Raw genomic sequence first — 20,954 nt, forward strand, 5'->3', positions numbered from 1 at the left:
GCGCGAACGCCCGCATAGACAATGCTACTTCTGCCAGCTCTTCACCAGTTCGTCGTAGTTGATGGTGATCGGCTTTTCCTTCTCGTTCTCGATCTTGAGCTGAGGAGCGAGATTGCCTTTCTTGACCGCGTCGGCGTTCCAGTAGGCGAGGTCATGCTCTTCGGCCATCTTCGGGCCGATATCGCCCTGGACGCCCGACTTCTCGATACGGCTCATCACCTTTTCCTGCTCGCCGCAGAGCGAGTCCATCGCTTCCTGCGCCGTCTTGGCGCCCGACGAAGCATCGCCGATCGCCTGCCACCAAAGCTGTGCCAGCTTCGGATAGTCAGGCACGTTGGTGCCGGTCGGCGACCACTGGACGCGCGCCGGCGAGCGGTAGAACTCGATCAGGCCGCCGAGCTTCGGAGCGCGCTCGGTGAAGCTCTTGTCGTGGATCGTGCTCTCGCGGATGAAGGTCAAGCCGACATGGCTCTTCTTCACGTCGACGGTCTTCGAGGTGACGAACTGCGCGTAAAGCCAGGCGGCCTTGGCGCGGTCGGTTGGGGTCGACTTCATCAGCGTCCAGGAACCCACGTCCTGGTAGCCGAGCTTCATACCGTCCTTCCAGTAGACGCCGTGCGGCGACGGTGCCATACGCCACTTCGGCGTGCCGTCGTCGTTCAGCACTGCCTTTGCGCCGGCATCAACCATCGAAGCCGTGAAGGCGGTGTACCAGAATATCTGCTGCGCGACCGCACCCTGAGCCGGAACTGGTCCGGATTCGGAGAAGGTCATGCCCTGGGCTTCGGCCGGAGCGTAGGCCTTCAGCCAGTCGAGGTACTTCTGGATCGAATAGACGGCCGCCGGGCCATTGGTGTCGCCGCCGCGCGCCGTGCAGGAGCCAACCGGTCGCGAATTCTCGTCAACCTTGATGCCCCATTCGTCGACGGGCAGGCCGTTCGGGAGGCCTTTGTCGCCGTTGCCCGCCATCGACAGCCAGGCGTCGGTGAACCGCCAACCGAGCGACGGATCCTTCTTGCCGTAGTCCATGTGGCCATAGACCTTTTTGCCGTCGATCTCACGGCCGGTGAAGAACTCGGCGATGTCCTCATAGGCCGACCAGTTGACCGGAACGCCGAGGTCGTAGCCGTACTTGGCCTTGAAGTCGGCCTTGTTCTTCTCGTCGTTGAACCAGTCGTAACGGAACCAGTAGAGGTTGGCGAACTGCTGGTCGGGCAGCTGGTAGAGCTTCTTGTCGGGCGCCGTCGTGAACGAGGTGCCGATGAAGTCCTTCAGGTCGAGGTTCGGATTGGTAACGTCCTTGCCGTCGCCCGCCATCCAGTCGGTCAGGTTGCGCACCTGCTGGTAACGCCAATGGGTGCCGATCAGGTCGGAATCGTTGACCCAGCCGTCATAAAGATTCTGGCCGGTCTGCATCTGGGTCTGGATCTTCTCGACGACGTCGCCTTCCTGGATGACGTCATGCGTGACCTTGATGCCGGTGATGGCGGTAAAGGCCGGCGCCAGGACCTGCGATTCATACTGGTGCGTGGCGATGGTTTCCGAAACGACCTTGATGTCCATGCCGGCGAAAGGCTTTGCGGCATCGATGAACCACTGCATTTCGGCTTCCTGGCCGGCGCGGTCGAGCGTCGAAAGCGGTCCGATTTCCTTGTCCAGGAAAGCCTTTGCCTCGTCCATTCCGGCGTAGGCGTTGCCAACCCCGAGCAATAGGACAAGCGCAGTCGTTGATGTTAGAAATTGCCGTCGCATTGTGTTTCCTCCACTGTTTTAAGGTTTCAAGTGCGATCTGGAGCGGCCGCCGGCACGCGGTCGCTCCAACAGTTTCCCCCTCTATACGTAGCGGAACACGCCGACGGCGTAGACCACGGAGAGAGCGAGAGCCCACCACAGGTTGGGTCCGACAAGACCCAGCCAAGCGAGATGGATAAAGGCGCTGCCCAGCAGCGACAGGAAGAGACGGTCGCCACGCGTCGTCTCGAAGCGCAGGACGCCGACGCGCGGACTGCCGCCCGGCGACACATATTCCCACGCCGCCATGCTGCACAGCAGCAAAAGGATGGTTCCGAAGAAGGCCGCGGTCGGCCAGGTCCATGCCATCCAGGTCAGGTCGAAATTCATGACCAACCCCTTCCCGGGGCGAAGCCCTTGGCGATGGTGTTGCGCGCGAACTTCTGCGTTCGTTTCATCAAACCCTCCCCAGGGCGAAGCCCTTGGCGATGTAGTTGCGCACGAACCAGATGACCAGCGCGCCGGGAATCAGCGTCAGCACACCAGCGGCGGCGAGCAGGCCCCAGTCCATGCCGGCGGCCGAAACCGTACGCGTCATGGTGGCGGCGATCGGCTTGGCGTCGGTCGTGGTCAGCGTGCGGGCGATCAGCAGTTCCACCCATGAGAACATGAAGCAGAAGAAGCAGGCGACGCCGATGCCGCTCGCGATCAGCGGCATGAATATCCTGACGAAGAAGCGCGGAAACGAATAGCCGTCAATATAGGCCGTCTCGTCGATTTCCTTCGGCACGCCTGACATGAAGCCTTCGAGGATCCACACCGCCAATGGCACGTTGAACAGGCAATGCGCCAAAGCCACCGCAATGTGCGTGTCGATCAAGCCGAAGGCCGAGTAGAGTTGGAAGAACGGCAGCGCGAACACCGCCGGCGGCGCCATGCGATTGGTCAGCAGCCAGAAAAACAGGTGCTTGTCGCCGAGGAAGCGGTAGCGCGAGAAGGCGTAGGCCGCCGGCAGCGCCGCAGCCACCGAGATCACCATGTTCATCACCACATAGGTGATCGAGTTGACGTAGCCCGAGTACCAGGACGCATCGGTGAAGATGGTGACGTAATTGGCGATCGTCGGTGCATGCGGATAGAGCGTCAGCGAGGAGACGATCTCGGCATTGGTCTTGAAGCTCATATTGATGAGCCAGTAGATCGGCAGCAAAAGCACGATGATGTAGACCGTCGGCACGATCCACCACCAGCGCGATTCCTCGCCGCGGCGGCGCATCAGCCGCGCGATCTGGTCCTGCGACATAGCACTGGCGAGCCCTTCCGAAGCCGTCGTTTCGCTCACTCTGTCCTGCCTCGTCGTTCTTTCGTTGGCGCCGCCCATCTCAGCGCTCCGCGTCGTAGTTGGTCATCACGGTGTAAAACACCCATGACAGCAGAAGGACGATGAGGAAGTAGACCAGCGACATGGCCGCGGCCGGCCCGAGGTCGAACTGGCCGAGCGCCGTCTTGACGAGGTCGATCGACAGGAACGTCGTCGAATTGCCGGGGCCGCCGCCCGTCACCACGAAAGGTTCGGTGTAGATCATGAAGCTGTCCATGAAGCGCAGCAGCACGGCGATCAGCAGCACACGGTTCATCTTCGGCAGCTGGATGTAGCGGAACACCGCCCAGCGCGAGGCACCGTCGATCTTGGCCGCCTGATAGAAGGCATCCGGAATGGAGACCAGGCCGGCATAGCAGAGCAGTACGACGAGGCTGGTCCAGTGCCAGACATCCATGATGATGACGGTGACCCAGGCGTCGAACGAATCCTGTACGTAGTTGTAGTCGATGCCGAGCGCATTGACGTAATAGCCGAGCAGGCCGATGTCGTTGCGCCCGAAAACCTGCCAGATGGTGCCGACGACGTTCCACGGGATCAACAGCGGCAGTGCCATCAGCACCAGGCAGACCGGCACGCCCCACCCCTTCTTGGGCATGTTGAGGGCTATGAAGATGCCGAGCGGCACTTCGATGGCGAGGATGATAAAGGAGAAGATCAGGTTGCGGACCATCGCCTCCCAGAAGCGGCTGGAAGAGAGCAGTTCCTCGAACCACTCGGTGCCGGCCCAGAAGAAGACGTTGTTGCCGAAAGTGTCCTGCACCGAATAGTTGACGACCGTCATCAGCGGGATGACCGCCGAGAATGCCACCAGCACCAGCACTGGCAGCACCAGGAACCAGGCCTTGTTGTTCCAAGTCTTTTCCATCTATGCCCCCATCTCGACGCGCCAGGAATCCGCATAGATGTTGATGCCGGCCGGGTCGAACCGCACCCTCGGATCGGCGGGTACGGTTTCGTCCTCGCCGATCACGGCAGCGATGTCGCGGCCTTCAAGCTTCGCGCGCACCACCTTGTGGCGGCCGAGATCCTCGATCTTGCTGACCTGTACGGCCATGCCGTCACGGCCAAGCCGGACATATTCGGGACGAATGCCAAGCTCTATGGCGCCGCTGGCTGCCTTGGGTGCGCCTGGCAGTTCGATCCGCTGGGCCCCAAGCATCGCCGTCTTGCCCTCGATCGCCACCGGCATGACGTTCATGCCCGGCGAGCCGATGAAATAACCGACAAACGTATGGCGCGGTCGCTCGAACAGTTCCGCCGGCGTGCCGATCTGCACGATGCCGCCATCGTACATGACCACGACCTGGTCGGCGAAGGTCAGCGCCTCGGTCTGGTCGTGCGTCACGTAGACCATGGTGTAGCCAAAGCGGCGATGCAACTGCTTTAGTTGCGAGCGCAGCACCCACTTCATGTGCGGATCGATGACGGTCAGCGGCTCATCGAACAGGATGGCGTTGACATCCGAGCGCACCAGTCCGCGGCCGAGCGATATCTTCTGCTTCTGGTCGGCTGTCAGCCCCCTCGCCTTCTTCTTCGCCCAGGACGCAAGATCGATCATCTCCAGCGTCTCGCGCACCTTGCGGTCGACATCGGCTTCCGGCACGCCGCGATTGCGCAGCGGGAAGGCCAGATTATCGTAGACGGTCATCGTGTCGTAGATGACCGGGAACTGGAACACCTGCGCGATGTTGCGCTCTTGCGTCGACAAGTTGGTCACGTCCTTGCCGTCGAACAGCAACCGGCCATGCGAGGGATGAAGCAGGCCCGAAATGATGTTGAGCAGCGAGGTTTTGCCGCAGCCCGAAGGCCCGAGCAGCGCATAGGCGCCACCATCCTCGAAGATGTGATGCACTTCCTTGAGCGCAAAATCGGCATCCGTGCGCGGGTTCGGTAGGTAGGAGTGGCGGATGTGATTGACGTCGATGCGCGCCATATCGCTCTCCTATGCCGCCAGCTTTGGCGCGCTTACGGCGCTGCCTTGCCTGTCGAAGACCATGATGTGGCGCGGGTCGATGAACACGTCGATCGCGGCGTCAATCTCGAAATCGAGGATACCGTGGCTCAGCATGACCCAGCGCGCATCGGCGAAGTCGAGATGAATGAAGCTCTCCGACCCGGTGATCTCGGTGATGGTGACCTTCGCACGCACCGGCACGGCCAACGCATTGGGCCGATCGAGTGAAAGATGGTGCGGCTGGAAGCCAACCGTATAGTTCGCATCGGCAATGCCGACGAGTTCGGCGGGCACCGGCAGCTTGACGCCGCCTTCGAGCAAAAAGTCCGGACCCTTCTTGGCCAGCACGATGGTGTTGAGCGGCGGGTCGGCGAAAGTCCTGGCCGTCACCAGGTCGACCGGCTTGCGGAACACGTCGATTGTCGGGCCGAACTGGGTGATACGTCCTTCGGAAAGTGTCGCCGTATTGCCGCCGAGCAGCAGCGCTTCGTGCGGCTCGGTCGTGGCATAGACGAAGATGGCGCCGGTGGCGGCAAAGATCCTCGGCAGTTCGGCGCGCAGCTCTTCGCGCAATTTGTAGTCGAGATTGGCAAGCGGCTCGTCAAGCAGCACCAGGCTGGCATTCTTGACGATGGCACGCGCCAGTGCGGTGCGCTGCTGCTGGCCCCCGGACAGGCTGAGCGGCGTGCGGTCGAGATAAGGTGTCAGCTTGAGAAGTGCGGCGGCATTGCGCACTTCCTTGTCAATCTTCGCCTGTTCGGTGCCAGCCACCCTGAGCGGCGAGGCGATGTTCTCGTAGACGGTCATCGCCGGATAGTTGATGAACTGCTGGTAGACCATGGCGATCTTGCGCTGCTGCACCGGCACGCCGGTGACATTTTGACCGTCGAACCAGATCGAACCGGAGGCCGGCACATCGAGGCCGGCCATCAGCCGCATCAGGCTGGTCTTGCCGGAAAGCGTGGGCCCGAGCAGTACGTTGAGCGAGCCATGCTGGAGCGTCAGCGACACGTCGCGGATATGCTCGACCGCACCAACCGTCTTGGTGACGTTCCTTAGTTCCAGCATGACGCCTCCTCCCAGGCTTTCTGCATCAGCTCAAACCCTCTTCATTCCGCAGCCGCGACATGTCGCCGGCTTATGCCGTGCATGAATTCATCGAGCACCGCTACCTGCTCGCGGCTGAGATACAGACCGCGCTTGGTCCGGCGCCACAATACATCTTCAGCGGTGACAGCCCATTCGTTTTGAACGAGATAGCGCACCTCAGCCTCAAAAAGATCGGCGCCGAAGTTGCGGCCCAGATCGGCATTCGATTTGGCCAACCCCAACAGCATCCTTGCGCGGGTGCCGTAGAGCCTGGTCAGTCGCCGGGCCAGGCGCGCGTCGAGGAACGGATAGGCGGTTTTCAGCTTCGCCACTTCGGCATCGAAACCGGTGGCCGGGAAATCGCCGCCCGGCAATGGCGCGTTTGCCGTCCATGGCTTGCCGCGCTTGCCGAGAAAACCCTCGATCTTTTCCAGCATCGATTCCGACAACCGGCGATAGGTGGTGATCTTGCCGCCAAAGGCGTTGATGATCGGGGCAGCGCCCTCGCCGCCATCTGCCTTGAGCACATAGTCGCGCGTCGCTTCCTGGGCCTTGGAGGCGCCATCATCATAGAGCGGACGCACGGCCGAATAGGTCCAGACGATGTCCGAGCGCTTGACCGGTTGCGCAAAATATTCGCTTGCCGCGGCGCAGAGGTAGTCGATCTCTTTGTCGCTGATCTTCACGTCATGCGGGTCGCCGGGGTAATCCTGGTCCGTGGTGCCGATCAGGGTGAACTCGTCCTCGTAAGGAATGGCGAAAATGATGCGACCATCCCTGTTCTGGAAGAAATAGGCCCGCGGATCGTCGAATTTCTTGGCGATGACGATATGGCTGCCTTGCACGAGGCGGACATTGTGCACATCGTTGAGCCCAACGACGCCGGACAGCACATGATCGACCCAGGGGCCAGCGGCGTTGACCAGCAGGCGCGCCTTGATCTCTTCGGTCTTGCCGGTCTGCAGGTCCTCGATCTGAACCGTCCACAAACCGCCTTCGCGGCGCGCGCCGACCACTTTCGTGCGGGTGCGGACCGTTGCGCCACGATCGGCGGCATCACGCGCGTTCAGCGCCACCAGCCGTGCATCATTGACCCAGCCATCCGAATATTCGAAGGCCTTCTTGAACAATGGTTTCAAAGGCTTGCCGGCCGGATCCCTGGCCATGTCAAGCGTCCTGGTCGCCGGCAGCAATTTGCGCCCGCCAATGTGATCGTAGAGAAACAGACCCAGCCTGATCAGCCAGGCCGGGCGCAGGCCCTTGGCATAGGGCAGCACGAAGCGCATCGGCCAGATGATGTGCGGCGCGTTCTTCCACAGAACCTCGCGCTCCATCAGCGCCTCGCGCACCAGGCGGAATTCGTAGAATTCGAGGTAGCGCAGGCCGCCATGGATCAATTTGGTCGAGCCTGAGGAGGTTCCGCTGGCGAGGTCGTTCATCTCGGCGAGGAAGACGGAAAAGCCACGCCCGACAGCATCGCGGGCAATGCCGCAGCCATTGATGCCGCCGCCTATGACGAAAATGTCACGGATCGGAGATGCTTCCACAAATTCCTCCAACGATTTCGCATTGCACCATTTTTGGCCTTTTACGAAACCGTGTCGGGATTATTTCGAAATCATAACGAATGTCAAACGAAATATCACGAGCGTGTGATGCCAAGCCGAAATCGCCTAGGCGAGCGAAGTCTCGATCAGTTGAACCTCGGCCTCCTGGCAGATTTTGCGCACCGACGGGATGTCGCAACGGTCGGTGATGAAGGTGTTGACCTGCGACAGGTGGCCGATGCGCACCGGTGCGGTTCGCTCGAATTTGGTCTGGTCGGAAACCAGGATGACATGCCTTGCATTGGCGATGATTGCCTGCGCTACTTTGACCTCGCGGAAATCGAAGTCGAGCAAGGCGCCGTCATGGTCGATCGCCGAGGCGCCGATCACCGCATAATCGACCTTGAACTGCCTGATGAAGTCGACCGCCGCTTCGCCGACGACGCCACCATCGGAACCACGCACGACGCCACCCGCAATCACAACCTCAATCGACGGATATATCCGCATCCTGTTGGCAACATTGATGTTATTGGTGATCACCATCAGGCCGGTATGATCGAGCAGCGCCTTGCTGACCGACTCTGTCGTGGTGCCGATGTTGATGAACAGCGAGGCGTTGTCGGGAATCAGCCTGGCTGCCGCCCGGCCGATCGCCTCCTTCTCGTCGGCGGCGATCTTGCGCCTGGCCTCATACTCCATGTTCTCGATGCCGGACGGGAACAACGCGCCGCCATGGATGCGCGAAAGCAGCCGCTGGTCGCACAGGTCGTTGAGATCCTTGCGTATGGTCTGCGGCGTCACATTGAAATGTGTGGCCAGATCCTCGACCAGCACCCGACCATGATCCTTGGCCATCTGGATGATTTCGGCATGGCGTGGCGACAAATACATAGGACAACCTCCCGTTTTCGTTTTTCTTGTCTATAGTCGAAAACGAAACCAATGAAAAGGTATAAGCCGGCTAATGAAATGCATATGATTGGAAAGGCAAACGCCAGCGCAATTCCGGCCGGACCAGATCAGGCCGTACCCCGAGCGATTTCCGTGATGACGGTGAAAGCCATATCGACATCGGCGGCGGTCGCTTCGAATTGGCCGACCTGGAAACGGATTGCTATCCGCCCATCGACTTTCGTCTGCGTCAGGTAGATGCGGCCACCGTCGTTGATCGCATTCACAAGCCGTAGATTATGCGCGTCCGTATCTGCGTCGGTTACCGCGTTGTGCCGGAACGAGAACAACGACAGCATCGGTTCGCTGACGATCTCGAAGTCCGGCTCGCTTGCCAGCCGCGCGGCAAGCCCTTCGCTCCACGCGACGTGGTTGCGGATCATCGTTCGCAGGCTTTCCAACCCATGAGCACGCAACAGGAACCACAATTTCAGCGCGCGGAAGCGCCGGCCGAGCGGCACCGACCATTCGGAATAGTTGATGATGCCGTCGCGGCCATGCGTCTTCAGATAATCCGGTTTGATGGCCAGCGTCCTGACATGGCTTTCCGGGTCGCGCAGGAACTGGATCGAGCAGTCGAACTGGGCTCCGAGCCATTTGTGCGGATTGAAAACGACCGAATCGGCACCTTCAACGCCCGTCCAGAAATGTCGATACTCCGGACAGATCATCGCAGATCCGGCCCAGGCGGCATCGACGTGGAGATAAAGGCCATGCCGCCGCGCCACCTCGGCGACCGCTGCAATGTCGTCGGTGCCGCCGGTGCTGGTGCCGCCGACACAAGCGATGATCCCCGCCGGCAGCATGCCGGCTTCCCGGTCGGCGACGATTGCCGCCTCGAGCGCTGCCGTGTCCATGGCGAGAAAACGGTCGCCGACAGGAATGCGCACGAGATTGTCCTCGCCGATGCCGGAAATCCAGATCGCCCGATCGATGGAGGTGTGCACCTGGTCGGAGGAATAGATGCGCAGCCGCGCCTGCCCGGCCAACCCTTGTTTGTTGCCTTGCCAGTCCAACGCCCGTTCACGCATGGTCAGCACCGCGGCCAGCGTCGCCGACGAGGCTGAATCCTGGATCACCCCGGAAAACCCTTCCGGCAGGCCGAGCGCCTGGCGCATCCAGTCGACGGTGCGTGTTTCGAGCTCGGTTGCCGCTGGCGACGTCTGCCAAAGCATGCATTGCGCGGCCATCGCCGAAACCAGATATTCCGCCACCACCGAAACAGGCGCCGCATTGGCCGGGAAGTATGCGAAGAAGCGCGGATGCTGCCAATGCGTCATGCCAGGCAAAATCTTCTCTTCGAAGTCGGCGAAGATCCGGTCCATCGGTTCGGCGTCTTCCGGCGGCGAAGCCTCTATGCTTCTAAAGATGTCGCCGGGCTCGACGAGTGGCCGCACCGGCCGCTCGCGCAGCGTGTTGCGATAGTCGGCGCCCCAGTCGGCGGCGCGCCGCGACCACTGCCGAAAATCATCACTGTTCATCGTATCCCCCTTGGAGTGGACATTTCCTCTGCGGCGCGACGGTAGAATTGCCTTGGTGTGTTCGTCCAGCGGCCTGATCACAAACTGCGTCGTCGCCAGATCGCCAGCACGACGACGCACGCGCTCGCCAGGCTCCCGGACATTGATCTTCTTGAGGGTCGAAATCGATCCAGCAGCGGCGGCATCGCTTCACAGTCGTGCAGTTCCCCACCAACGGCCGGAATGAAGACCTGATCCTATTCTACGTCGAGAACCAGGAAATGGCAGATCGACAGTTGGGCCAACTGGAGATCAGATTCTCAACTTTCTAAGTCAGATCGCTTGTCCCCACGGTCATTTCCCATTCGCCTCCGGCAGATTCCAACCAGAACATCCAGCCTCTCCGGAGGTTATTGACTTGCGCTGGCGCGTGAACTTAAATCGATCAAAAAATAACTACGACCTATTGTCGTAAATGGGGGCTTTCAATTTGGTGTGGTTGAGATGGATCTATAAGAGATATCCCAGAGGGGCCTCTTTATTTGAACTTTTGTTTTTAATTGGATTGCTCGTCACTTATCTATGGATAGTGCCGCTCTGGTTTTGGAGCATATATCGTCTAAATATCGCGGTTCCGGACAGCGTATCGGCATTCTTCTACGAGATTTGGCTAGAAAAGAACTTTATACGATCATTTCTGATCGCTTCAATTGTATGCTTTATTCTGGCAAGCATCTACATACGACGTACTTCGCCGCGAGAAATGGGTCTTACTACTAGAAACATTTGGATCTCAGGACGCGACTGCATATATTTAGTTCTCATTATCTGTATATGCGCAATCGCCATCATGGCCATATCAAATAACTATTTATCAATAGATGGATATCTATCAAAACAGAAAATAACTGGCAGGACTTTATTATCAGACATTTTTGTAGCCATCCTGTCTGGCACGGCTCAGCAATTTCTTCTGCAGAGCTTTATTCTGCAACGAACGCTAGCAATATTTAGAAACAAGCCGACAGCGATTCTTTGCTCATCATTTGTATTTTGCCTTATCCACGCGCCAAACATAATACTGATGGTCGCCACCATGATTTTCGGCACCGCGTGTAGTTTTCTGTTCATTAGGAATAGAAATATCTTCACCATTGGAATCATGCATGGTGTAGTCCAACAGGCCTTAAGGATATTTCTTGCGTCAATCATTTTGTCTATCTTACCTCGACGGTAGAGGATATTTTACATTCGATCTGAGCGTAGGGCCTCCTAAAGGATACCCGGCATACCTGGCTGAATTGGAGTACAAAGGAAGCCTCCCTCTGGCGCAGAGTGCTGCCGGAGGCGTAATTATCATCCCGGTTTTGGTAGCAAACAAGAGCACGAAGACGTGGTCTTCAACTGATAAAGACTATCTGGTGTCGGTTGGTTATCGCCTCATCGACCAAAACGGAGATGTGATATCAGCAGACAATCCTTTAACGCCCTTCGACACACCAATTGAGCCCGGGAAGTCCGAGACCGTCGAGATCACGTTGAACGCGCCCTTGAAGGGTGGAGACTACTATTTGGAAGTCGATATCGTGCGCTCTAATTCAGATTCGGAAGCAATAACCTGGTTTAGACGCAAAGGTTCAAAAACGATACTCATACCTATTTCTGTGCGTTAAATCGCTTCGAGCAAGACGCGCCCGACGCAGGTGTACCTGGCAGGAAGGAACAGAGGCGCGTCTTCGCTATCCAGGGAATTCCGGCAGGCTGGCAAAAGCCGTCTTCAGCGCATTCGACCAGCCGTCCGAGATCGTGCGATAGTACTGATCGTCCTGACCGAACCGCTTCTTCAACCCGACCGTGAAGGCGTCCTTCTCAAGGAAGAGCAGGTCGAGCGGCAAGCCGACCGACAGGTTCGACTTCAACGTCGAATCGAACGACACCAGCAGCAGCTTCACCGTCTCGGCAAGGCTCATCGACTTTTCATAGGCGCGGATGATGATGGGCTTGCCGTATTTGGTCTCGCCGATCTGGAAGAACGGCGTGTCATCGGTCGATTCAATGAAATTGCCTTCGGGGTAGATCATGAACAGGCGCGGTTCGCTGCCCTTGATCTGGCCGCCGAGGATGAAGGAGGCATTAAAGTAGGAATCTGCCTTTTCGCCCGCAGGCGACGAATTGGCGATGACCTCCTTGACTGTATCGCCGACCAGCCGCACCGTCTGATACATTGATGGCGTCTCCAGCAGCGTGGCGTGACGATCGGCAACGGCCTTGGTGCGTTCGTCAAGCAGGCTGACCACGGCCTGCGTCGTCGCCAGGTTGCCCGCCGACATCAGCACGATGACGCGCTCTCCCGGCTGCTCCCAGACATGCATCTTTCGGAAGGTGGAAATCGAATCCATGCCGGCATTGGTGCGCGTGTCGGACATGAACACGAGCCCGCGATCGATCTTCAGGCCAACGCAATAAGTCATGGAATCTCCCTAGAGCAATTCCAGAAAAAGTGTAAGGCGGTTTTCCGCCCGGAATTGCTCCAAACAAAACAAGTGGAGTGGTTCATCGTTTTCGTGAAACGACGAACCGCCCCACCGGCAATCTTGCGAAGGATTACTGCTCCACCGTGACGGTGACGGCAAGCTGTTCTTCCGCCTGTCCCAGCCGAATTCCCGACACCGGCGTAGCGTCGCGGTAATCGCGTCCCGTCGCCACCTTTACATAACGCTCGTCAGGCGAAATGCCATTGGCGGCATCGAAGGCAACCCAGCCGAGGCCCGAAACATGCGCTTCGGCCCAGGCATGGCTTGCGGCCTGCTCGACCGTCGCATCCAGCATCAGATAGCCGCTGACATAGCGGGCTGGAAAGCCCATGGCGCGCGCCGCGGCGGCAAAGATATGGGTGTGATCCTGGCAGACACCGGTTTTGAGCGCCAAGGCTTCCTCCGCGGGCGTCGTCGCATTGGTAGTGCCGGACGTGTAGGCGACGCGCTCGCCGATGACTGCCATCAGCCGGTGCAGCCTTTCGATGTCAGTGCCCTTGCCGATCGATGCGGCGAGTTCGCGAACACCGCTGCCGATCGCCGTCAATGGCGTTTCATGGCTGTACAGCCAGAGCGGCGTGAAGCCTTGGTGTGGTCCGGAGACGCCTGCCGTGTCGCGCGTCACCACTTCGCCTGATGCTTCCACCGTGATGAAGTCGCGCTCACCCTCGACGCTCAGCAGCCTTGTGTCATTGCCGAAATGGTCCACAAAGCGAACCTCTTCGCGCGCGCCTTCGATGGTCAGAGCCCAGGACAGAACGGTCTGCGTCGATCCGCTGACCGGAAGCAGCCGCAAGCGCTGCAACAGATAGTGCACCGGTGCATCGTAGCGGTATTCGGTCCGGTGGGTGATCTTCAGCCGCATGCGCTATGTCCCGCCTGTGAGCATGATCTTGTCCCACTTTTCGGAGTCATGCTCAATTGAACCGGTAGTCCTGCGCGATCTCGTCGCCAAGCCTGGTGTTGTCGCGAATGAAATTGGCCAGGAATTCATGCAGGCCCGCGTCGAATATGTCCTTGATCGATCCTGCTCTAAGCATGGCCTGCGTCTTGTCCGCCGTCGCGTGGCAGGCATGGCGCTCGCCATAGTCGTCGCCGAGGAACTTCAGATGTTCGGACAGGAAGCGATAGCAGAAGGTCAGAGAACGCGGCATGCGGACATTGAGGATCAGATAGTCGGCAATGTTGGTCGGTTTGTAGTCGGCATCATAGACCCAGCGATAGGAGCGATGCGCCGACACCGAACGCAGGATCGATTCCCACTGGTAGTTGTCGAGCGTCGAGCCGACCCAGGAGATCGACGGCAAGAGCACGTAGTATTTCACGTCGAGGATGCGCGCCGTGTTGTCGGCGCGCTCGACATAGGTGCCGAGCTGCGAGAAATCGAAGATCTCGTTGCGCAGCATGGTGCCATAGAACGAGCCGCGGATCAGCGCCGTCTCGCGCTTGATGGCGTCGAGCACGCTGGGTAGGTCGCGCTCGTCGATCGGCCTTGCCAGCATCCGCTTCAGCGCCATCCAGGCTTCGTTGATGCTTTCCCAGGTCTCGCGCGTCAGCGCGGTGCGCACCATGCGGGCATTGTTGCGGGCCGTTTCGATCGAAGACATTGTGCTCGAGGGATTCGACGTGTCGCGCAAAAGAAAGTCGGCGACATTGGCGGCGGTATAGTCAGAATATTTCTGGCTGAAGGTGATGTCGGAACCGGCGCTGAGCAGCACCGAATTCCACTCTTCCGACGCGCTCTGGGTGCGGGTCAGCGCCATGCGCAGGCCGGCATCGACCAGCCGCGCCATATTCTCCGCCCGCTCTATGTAGCGGTTCATCCAGTAAAGCCCGTTGGCGGTGCGGCCGAGAAGCATGTCAACGTGCCCCGATTTTGAGCGAATAGCGAATAGCGAGTAGCGAATAGCGGAATATCGGCTTCATGACTTTTGTTGCAAACTCCTGATCATGGAACGCAGCATTTTCCCGATCTCATCGGCTTTGCTAAGCAAACGCACCACCTCCGCCTCAACCATTAACCCTACTTTTTCAGACAAGATCAGGTGTGTTTCCAACTCTTTGAGAGATCCCTGCGCCATGCGCAGAAACTGAATGAATGATCCTGTATTTTCTCGCCCATGTCCTTCGGCGATGTTCTCGGCAATTGATACGGACGACCGCCGCATCTGAGAGGTCATCCCGTAGATTTCGCCGGTTGGGAAGGCTTTCGTTACGGAATAACAATCTACAGCCAACTCGACGGCTGCCTTCCAGACAATTAAGTCCCTGTAAGAATTGATCGCCGTCTTGCTGCCCTCCTTCCCCTATTCGCTATTCACTATTCGCTATTCGCTCTAATCATCCAGCACCCACGTATCCTTCGTCCCGCCGCCTTGCGAGGAGTTGACGACCAGCGAGCCTTCCTTCAGCGCGACGCGGGTTAGCCCGCCGGGGACGATCTGGATGCGGTCGGAGACCAGCACGTAGGGCCTGAGATCGACGTGGCGTGGAGCCAGCCCTTTTTCCGTCAGGATCGGGCATGTCGACAGCGCCAATGTCGGTTGGGCGATGTAATTGGAGGGTTTGGCCGCCAGCTTCTTGGCAAACGTCTCGCATTCTTTCTTGGTCGCCGCCGGCCCAACCAGCATGCCGTAGCCGCCGGACCCATGGACTTCCTTGATCACCAGCTCATCGATGTGTTCGAGCACATATTTCAGGCTGTCGGGTTCCGAGCAGCGCCAGGTCGGAATGTTGCCGAGGATCGCCTTGCGGCCGGTATAGAATTCGATGATCTCGGGCATGTAGGAATAGATCGCCTTGTCGTCGGCGATACCGGTGCCCGGCGCATTGGCGATGGTGATGTTGCCGGCACGATAGACATCCATGATGCCAGGTATGCCAAGTGTAGAGTCAGGGCGGAAGGTCAGCGGGTCGAGGAACGAATCGTCGACGCGGCGGTACAGCACGTCGATCTGCTTGTAGCCTTCGGTCGTGCGCATCGCGACATGGCCGTCGACGACCCGCAGATCCTGGCCTTCGACCAGTTGCACGCCCATCTGGTCGGCCAGGAAGGCGTGTTCGAAATAGGCGGAGTTGAAGCTGCCGGGCGTCAACACCGCAATTGTCGGCGCGCCCTTGGTGCTCTGCGGCCGCACTGCCGCCAGCGACTGGCGCAGAAGCTGCGGGTAGTTCTCCACAGGCCGCACCTTGATTTTCTGGAACAGCTCGGGGAACAGCTGCATCATCGTCTCGCGGTTCTCCAGCATGTAGGAGACGCCCGACGGCGTGCGCGCATTGTCCTCCAGCACATAGAATTCGTCCTCTGAGATGCGGACGATGTCGACGCCGATAATGTGAGTGTAGACGCCGGCCGGCGGCCTGACCCCGATCATTTCCGGCAGGAATGCTTCGTTCCTGGCGATCAGTTCCCTTGGGACGCGCCCGGCGCGCAGGATTTCCTGGCGATGGTAGATGTCGTCGAGGAACGCGTTCAGCGCCTGCACGCGCTGCTCGATGCCTTGCGTGAGACGCCGCCACTCATTGCCCGAAATGATGCGGGGAACGATGTCGAAAGGGATCAGCCGTTCGGAGGCTTCCTGCTCGCCATAGACGGCGAAGGTGATGCCGGTCTTGCGGAAGACGCGTTCGGCGTCCTGCATCTTCTCGGTAAGCCTGGCCGGATCCTGCTCCTTCAGCCAGCGATCATAAGCCGAATACGGTCTTCTCAATCCGGAAACTTCCGGAAGCATTTCATCGAACGCTGCCAATCGCATACTCCCCTGTGACACCATTTCACTGGCGTCGCCGGAGAAAATCAAGCGCAATCGGTGATTTGGGAGATACGCACGATCAGTATGTTGCGGCTGCCTAAAATTGAGGCAGCTGAAATACAACAGTAATCAGGCTTTGCCTCGTGTCCGGGCAAGTGGTTTTCCAGCTAGAAAGCGCGGAACGTGACGACGGTGAATGTGTCTTTGATGCCGGGGAGAATCTGCACCTTCTCGTTGACGAAATGACCGACGTCTTCCTCGTCGTCGACATAGAATTTGGCGAGCAGATCGTAGTTGCCGGCGGTGGAGTAGATTTCCGAAGCGATCTCGGCATCGGCAAGCGCGCTGGCAACCTCATAGGATTTGCCCAGTTCGCATTTGATCTGCACGAAAAATGCCTTCATGGCTTCGTCCCGCTAAACATCCAAGTCCAAGCGGCCCTTCTGGCAGACTGGAGGCGGGCTTTCAAGCGCTGGAATCCGTATCCAGCCGGCCTGGGCTCGGGCTGCGGTTCCCGCAGCTCCGCCACCGACATGCCGCGTCTAACCGGGCGAGATGAATATTCACCAATCGCTGAAACCGGGATGCACCGCCAAGCGTATGTTATGATGCGTCTTCGGACAGCACGTTTTGAGGGAAGATATTTCGCGAGCCAATGGAGACAGGCCATGCGCCGCGCCTTTTTCGCATTCGCAGTCATTCCATTCATCTTGGTGTCGTCGGCGTTTGCCGGCGACGCTGAGATCAAGGCAGCGCAGTCCGTCATCGACGGCCAGTTGAAGGCTCTCATCGCCAATGACGGCGCCACCGCCTACAGTTTCGCCGCACCGAACGTGAAACGGATTTTTCCGACCGTCGACGCCTTCATGAACATGGTGACCAACGGCTATCCGCCGGTGCGCAAGCCGCAAACCTACTCTTTCGGCAAGGTCGAGGAGACGGCTCCGGGTTCGATCGTCCAGCAGGTGCTTATCGTCGGACCCGACGGCAAGGACTACGAGGCTGTCTACACCTTGCAGCAGCAGCCCGACGGCACCTTCCAGATCACCGGCTGCAGCCTGCGCGCCTCGAATTCACTCAGCACCTGAGGCTTCACAGCAACGGGATATCGCCCTTTGCCCAGCCTTCTGCGATCTCTGCCGAGCGCGCTTCGAACGCGCAGGCCCCAATCGAGGTGCGAATGTCCTGCATCAGCTTCTGATAGTAGGAAAGATTATTCCATGTCAGAAGCATCGCCCCAAGCGCCTCCTGCGAGCGCACCAGATGGTGCAGATAGGCACGCGAATAGTCCCGGGCGGCAGGGCAATCGCTCTCCTCGTCCAATGGACGCGGGTCGTCGGCATGGCGGGCATTGCGCAAATTGACCTTGCCGCGCCTTGTATAGGCAAGGCCATGGCGGCCGGCCCGTGTCGGCATCACGCAATCGAACATGTCGATACCTCGCGCCACGGATTTCAGGATATCGTCAGGCGTGCCGACGCCCATCAAATAGCGCGGCTTGTCATCAGGCAGTTCCGGACAGGTGATGTCGAGCATCTCGAGCATCACCGCTTGCGGTTCGCCGACGGCAAGACCGCCGACAGCGTAGCCCTTCAGCCCCATCGCGCTCAGCGCCTGCGCCGACCGCACCCGTAGTGCCGCGTTATCGCCGCCTTGCACGATGCCGAACATCGCCTTGCCCGGCTGGTCGCCGAACGCCGTCTTGCAACGTTCGGCCCAGCGCAGCGACAACTCCATGGCGCGCTCGATCTCCTTCATCTGGGCCGGCAGCGCCGTGCATTCGTCGAGCTGCATCTGGATATCCGAATCGAGCAGTCCCTGGATCTCGATCGAGCGCTCCGGCGACATCTCGTAGGCGGCGCCATCGATATGCGAGCGGAAGGTGACGCCCTTTTCGGTCAGTTTTCTCAGCTTCGACAGCGACATCACCTGGAAACCGCCGCTGTCAGTCAGGATCGGATGTGGCCAGCGCGCGAACTCGTGCAAGCCGCCGAGCCGCGCCACACGCTCGGCGCCGGGCCGCAGCATCAGATGATAGGTGTTGCCCAGGATGATGTCGGCACCGACACCGCGCACCTGGTCCATATACATGGTTTTGACAGTGCCGCCGGTGCCGACCGGCATGAACGCCGGCGTGCGGATTTCACCGCGCGGCATGTCGATCACGCCGCGCCGTGCTCTGCCGTCAGTCGCCAGAACCTTGAAGCTGAACGGCTTAGCCATTGAATTCCTTGTCATGGACCGGTGCGCCGGGTGCCTGCCTGTCGAGCGACTGCCGGTAGTGGATGCAGCCGCGCATGAATTTGGGCCAGGGCGGCACGGCGATCGCCGGCTCGATCCTCTCCGGCAACAGCGACCACAAATCGGAGTGATGCCAGCACAGATCATGCCCTGTTGCATCGCGGTGGGCACGAATGCCGGCGCGCAGTTTCTTCACCTCCGCGATCAGGGCGTCGCGGTCCATGTTCTTGAGGTCATCGTCCATCGCTCGTCTCCGCTCGATAAAGCAGGCTTGAGTCGCCATAGGAATAGAACCTGTAACGGTTCTCGATGGCATGCTCATAGGCCGCACGCATCGTATCAAGTCCGCTGAAGGCCGAAACCAGCATGAACAGCGTCGAGCGCGGCAGATGGAAATTGGTCATCAGCAAGTCGGCGGTGCGAAAACGATAGCCGGGCGTGATGAAGATGTCGGTTGGGCCGGACCAGGCAGCCATGGCACCGTTCTCACGCACAGCACTCTCCAGCAGGCGCAGCGAGGTTGTGCCTACGGCGACGATGCGTCCGCCCCTCGCCTTCGCTGCGTTCAACGCGTCGGCGGTTTCTGCGCTGACTGAACCCGTCTCGGCATGCATCTTGTGGTCGGCGGTATCGTCCGCCTTCACCGGCAGGAACGTACCGGCGCCGACATGCAAGGTGACGAAGCGGCGTTCGATGCCCTTGGCGTCAAGCGCTGCAAAAAGCTCCGGCGTGAAATGCAGGCCCGCTGTCGGTGCCGCGACGGCACCTTCCTCGCGGGCATAGATGGTCTGGTAGTCGGCCCGGTCGCGTTCGTCGTCATCGCGCTTCGAGGCAATATAGGGCGGCAGCGGAATGTGGCCGACCGCGTGCAGCGCCTCATCGAGGAAAGGCCCTGACAGATCGAAGCCAAGCAGCGCCTCGCCGCCCTCGCCTTTCTCGATCACCGTAGCGTCAAGCTGGCCGAGAAAACAGGAATTGCCGTCATGGCCGAAATGAATGCGGTCACCGGCAGCAATGCGCTTGCCCGGCCGCATGAAGGCCAGCCAGCGGTCGGGTGCCATGCGCATGTGCAGCGTGGCCTCTACCTGTGCCGCCGCCTCGCCGCGCCGCCTGATGCCTTTGAGCTGCGCCGGAATGACCTTGGTATCGTTGAACACCAGCACGTCGCCGGCCCTGAGCAAGGATGGCAGGTCACTAACCGTGCGGTCGTCGAGCCCCTCGCCTGGCTTCACGACCAGCATCTTGGCGCTGTCGCGCGGCTCTGCCGGACGAAGCGCGATGCGCTCCTCCGGCAATTCGAAATCAAAGAGGTCGACGCGCATCAATAGAGCCGGACGAGCAGCGCTCCGGCCAGCAGCAGCACCGCGCCGGCAACGCGGCCGAGCGAGATTTCACGCACCGCGACGCCGAGGAAGCCGACGCGGTCGATGAGCATGCCGGCCAGCAACTGGCCGGCCACCAGAAACGCCATCAGCGCGGCGGCGCCGATGCGCGGTGTCAGGATCGTCGACAGCGTCACATAGAAGCCGCCGAGCATTCCGCCTGCGACGAACAGCCAGGGCGCCGGCGCTTTCCATTCGAGCGAGATGCCTTGCAGCTTCACCACCGCGAGGGAGATGACGCCAAGCACGATCGCGCCCGATAGAAACGAAAACGCCGCCGCCGCGACCGGAAGCCCGAGATCGCGCGCCAGTTGCGAATTGATTGGCGCCTGAATGGCAATGAAGGCGCCGGACAGGATGCCGAGAAGCGACCATACGACGCCCATCATCATCGATTACCCTTACTTGACGTCGGCCGCGACCTTCAGCGACACGATCTTGTCGGGATCCTGCACCGGCTCGCCGCGCTTGATTTTGTCGACATTGTCCATGCCTTCGATGACCTGGCCCCAGACCGTGTACTGGCGGTTGAGGAAGGCGGCATCGTCGAAGCAGATGAAGAACTGCGAATTGGCCGAGTTCGGATTCTGCGAACGGGCCATCGAGCAGGTGCCGCGGCCATGGTTGGCGTTTGAGAATTCGGCCTTCAGGTCCGGCTTCTCCGAGCCACCCATGCCCGCGCGGGATGGAGCAAATGTCGGTTTGGTCGAATTGCCGAACTTGACGTCGCCGGTCTGCGCCATGAAGCCCTCGATGACGCGGTGGAAGACCACCCCATCATAAGCGCCTTCGCGGGCCAGTTCTTTGATGCGGGCGACATGGCCGGGCGCCAGGTCGGGGAAAAGTTCAATGACCACATTGCCCTTCGTCGTTTCCATGATGAGCGCGTTCTCGCGATCTTTGATTTCGGCCATGTCAGATATCCT

The 20,954-nt window shown here is 59.6% G+C and carries 23 protein-coding genes; 2 read left to right on the plus strand and 21 right to left on the minus strand.

What is annotated here, in order from left to right; translation table 11 throughout:
- Positions 1-24: 24 nt before the first annotated feature.
- The 10 genes from X744_RS156700 to X744_RS1000000175990 form a co-directional block, all read right to left on the minus strand.
- Positions 25-1,752 carry an ABC transporter substrate-binding protein gene (locus X744_RS156700; protein WP_023759295.1) on the minus strand — a complete coding sequence of 576 codons (1,728 nt, stop codon included), beginning with the start codon at positions 1,750-1,752 and terminating at the stop codon, positions 25-27.
- A gap of 81 nt (positions 1,753-1,833) precedes the next feature.
- A complete protein-coding gene (locus X744_RS156695) occupies positions 1,834-2,121 on the minus strand; it encodes a DUF2160 domain-containing protein (RefSeq protein ID WP_023759296.1) in 288 nt (95 codons plus the stop codon).
- A 67-nt stretch (positions 2,122-2,188) separates the two neighbouring features.
- Complete coding sequence (locus tag X744_RS156690; RefSeq protein WP_023759297.1) at positions 2,189-3,112, minus strand: carbohydrate ABC transporter permease; 924 nt, start codon at positions 3,110-3,112, stop codon at positions 2,189-2,191.
- Position 3,113: 1 nt separating this feature from the next.
- Positions 3,114-3,980, minus strand: coding sequence for a sugar ABC transporter permease (locus X744_RS156685; RefSeq protein WP_023759298.1), 867 nt, complete (start codon positions 3,978-3,980; stop codon positions 3,114-3,116).
- Positions 3,981-5,048, minus strand: a complete 1,068-nt coding sequence (locus X744_RS156680; RefSeq protein WP_023759299.1) for an ABC transporter ATP-binding protein — start codon at positions 5,046-5,048, stop codon at positions 3,981-3,983.
- Positions 5,049-5,057: 9 nt separating this feature from the next.
- The gene (locus X744_RS156675) at positions 5,058-6,137 is read right to left on the minus strand and encodes an ABC transporter ATP-binding protein (protein ID WP_023759300.1); all 1,080 of its coding nucleotides are present in this window, start codon (positions 6,135-6,137) and stop codon (positions 5,058-5,060) included.
- Between the two features lie 41 nt (positions 6,138-6,178).
- Positions 6,179-7,705: a glycerol-3-phosphate dehydrogenase gene (gene glpD / locus X744_RS156670; protein WP_023759301.1), complete on the minus strand. Its 1,527-nt coding sequence runs from the start codon at positions 7,703-7,705 to the stop codon at positions 6,179-6,181.
- Between the two features lie 126 nt (positions 7,706-7,831).
- Positions 7,832-8,599 carry a DeoR/GlpR family DNA-binding transcription regulator gene (locus tag X744_RS156665; protein WP_023759302.1) on the minus strand — a complete coding sequence of 256 codons (768 nt, stop codon included), beginning with the start codon at positions 8,597-8,599 and terminating at the stop codon, positions 7,832-7,834.
- 128 nt (positions 8,600-8,727) lie between these two features.
- The gene (locus tag X744_RS156660; RefSeq protein WP_023759303.1) at positions 8,728-10,140 is read right to left on the minus strand and encodes an aspartate aminotransferase family protein; all 1,413 of its coding nucleotides are present in this window, start codon (positions 10,138-10,140) and stop codon (positions 8,728-8,730) included.
- 1,021 nt (positions 10,141-11,161) lie between these two features.
- Entirely contained in the window at positions 11,162-11,287 is a 126-nt protein-coding gene (locus tag X744_RS1000000175990; RefSeq protein WP_280948951.1) for a hypothetical protein, read from the minus strand.
- A gap of 31 nt (positions 11,288-11,318) precedes the next feature.
- Here X744_RS1000000175990 and X744_RS1000000174470 point away from each other — a divergent pair, with 31 nt between their 5' ends.
- Positions 11,319-11,792 carry a hypothetical protein gene (locus X744_RS1000000174470; RefSeq protein WP_198032225.1) on the plus strand — a complete coding sequence of 158 codons (474 nt, stop codon included), beginning with the start codon at positions 11,319-11,321 and terminating at the stop codon, positions 11,790-11,792.
- 66 nt (positions 11,793-11,858) lie between these two features.
- Here X744_RS1000000174470 and X744_RS156655 read toward each other — a convergent pair whose 3' ends face one another.
- The 6 genes from X744_RS156655 to X744_RS156630 form a co-directional block, all read right to left on the minus strand.
- Entirely contained in the window at positions 11,859-12,590 is a 732-nt protein-coding gene (locus tag X744_RS156655) for a peptidase (RefSeq protein WP_023759306.1), read from the minus strand.
- Between the two features lie 133 nt (positions 12,591-12,723).
- Positions 12,724-13,518 carry a transglutaminase family protein gene (locus tag X744_RS156650; protein WP_023759307.1) on the minus strand — a complete coding sequence of 265 codons (795 nt, stop codon included), beginning with the start codon at positions 13,516-13,518 and terminating at the stop codon, positions 12,724-12,726.
- Positions 13,519-13,570: 52 nt separating this feature from the next.
- Positions 13,571-14,512: an alpha-E domain-containing protein gene (locus X744_RS156645; RefSeq protein ID WP_023759308.1), complete on the minus strand. Its 942-nt coding sequence runs from the start codon at positions 14,510-14,512 to the stop codon at positions 13,571-13,573.
- Between the two features lie 63 nt (positions 14,513-14,575).
- The gene (locus X744_RS156640) at positions 14,576-14,935 is read right to left on the minus strand and encodes a four helix bundle protein (protein WP_084025415.1); all 360 of its coding nucleotides are present in this window, start codon (positions 14,933-14,935) and stop codon (positions 14,576-14,578) included.
- A gap of 54 nt (positions 14,936-14,989) precedes the next feature.
- Positions 14,990-16,402 carry a circularly permuted type 2 ATP-grasp protein gene (locus X744_RS156635; protein ID WP_023759310.1) on the minus strand — a complete coding sequence of 471 codons (1,413 nt, stop codon included), beginning with the start codon at positions 16,400-16,402 and terminating at the stop codon, positions 14,990-14,992.
- Between the two features lie 170 nt (positions 16,403-16,572).
- Positions 16,573-16,809: an Lrp/AsnC family transcriptional regulator gene (locus tag X744_RS156630; RefSeq protein ID WP_010909609.1), complete on the minus strand. Its 237-nt coding sequence runs from the start codon at positions 16,807-16,809 to the stop codon at positions 16,573-16,575.
- A 264-nt stretch (positions 16,810-17,073) separates the two neighbouring features.
- Between X744_RS156630 and X744_RS156625 the strand changes: the two genes are divergently transcribed.
- Complete coding sequence (locus X744_RS156625; protein WP_023759311.1) at positions 17,074-17,493, plus strand: DUF4864 domain-containing protein; 420 nt, start codon at positions 17,074-17,076, stop codon at positions 17,491-17,493.
- 4 nt (positions 17,494-17,497) lie between these two features.
- On the opposite strand, the gene tgt is transcribed toward X744_RS156625, so the two are convergent.
- From tgt to X744_RS156600, 5 genes are read right to left on the minus strand one after another with little or no spacing between them, the layout of a single operon-like run.
- Complete coding sequence (gene tgt, locus X744_RS156620; RefSeq protein WP_023759312.1) at positions 17,498-18,628, minus strand: tRNA guanosine(34) transglycosylase Tgt; 1,131 nt, start codon at positions 18,626-18,628, stop codon at positions 17,498-17,500.
- The gene (locus X744_RS156615; protein WP_023759313.1) at positions 18,621-18,890 is read right to left on the minus strand and encodes a hypothetical protein; all 270 of its coding nucleotides are present in this window, start codon (positions 18,888-18,890) and stop codon (positions 18,621-18,623) included. The genes tgt and X744_RS156615 overlap by 8 nt, the downstream gene beginning before the upstream one ends.
- Positions 18,880-19,968 (minus strand): tRNA preQ1(34) S-adenosylmethionine ribosyltransferase-isomerase QueA, encoded by a 1,089-nt coding sequence (queA, locus tag X744_RS156610; RefSeq protein ID WP_023759314.1) that lies wholly within the window; start codon positions 19,966-19,968, stop codon positions 18,880-18,882. Before queA ends, X744_RS156615 begins: the two co-directional genes overlap by 11 nt.
- On the minus strand, positions 19,968-20,417 hold the full coding sequence (locus tag X744_RS156605; protein ID WP_023759315.1) for a DMT family transporter: 450 nt from the start codon (positions 20,415-20,417) through the stop codon (positions 19,968-19,970). The genes queA and X744_RS156605 overlap by 1 nt, the downstream gene beginning before the upstream one ends.
- A 12-nt stretch (positions 20,418-20,429) precedes the next feature.
- Positions 20,430-20,942, minus strand: coding sequence for a peptidylprolyl isomerase (locus tag X744_RS156600; RefSeq protein ID WP_023759316.1), 513 nt, complete (start codon positions 20,940-20,942; stop codon positions 20,430-20,432).
- Between the last annotated feature and the right edge of the window lie 12 nt (positions 20,943-20,954).

The sequence above is a fragment of the Mesorhizobium sp. LNHC252B00 genome (genome assembly GCF_000502955.1).
In the GTDB taxonomy this organism is placed as follows: domain Bacteria; phylum Pseudomonadota; class Alphaproteobacteria; order Rhizobiales; family Rhizobiaceae; genus Mesorhizobium.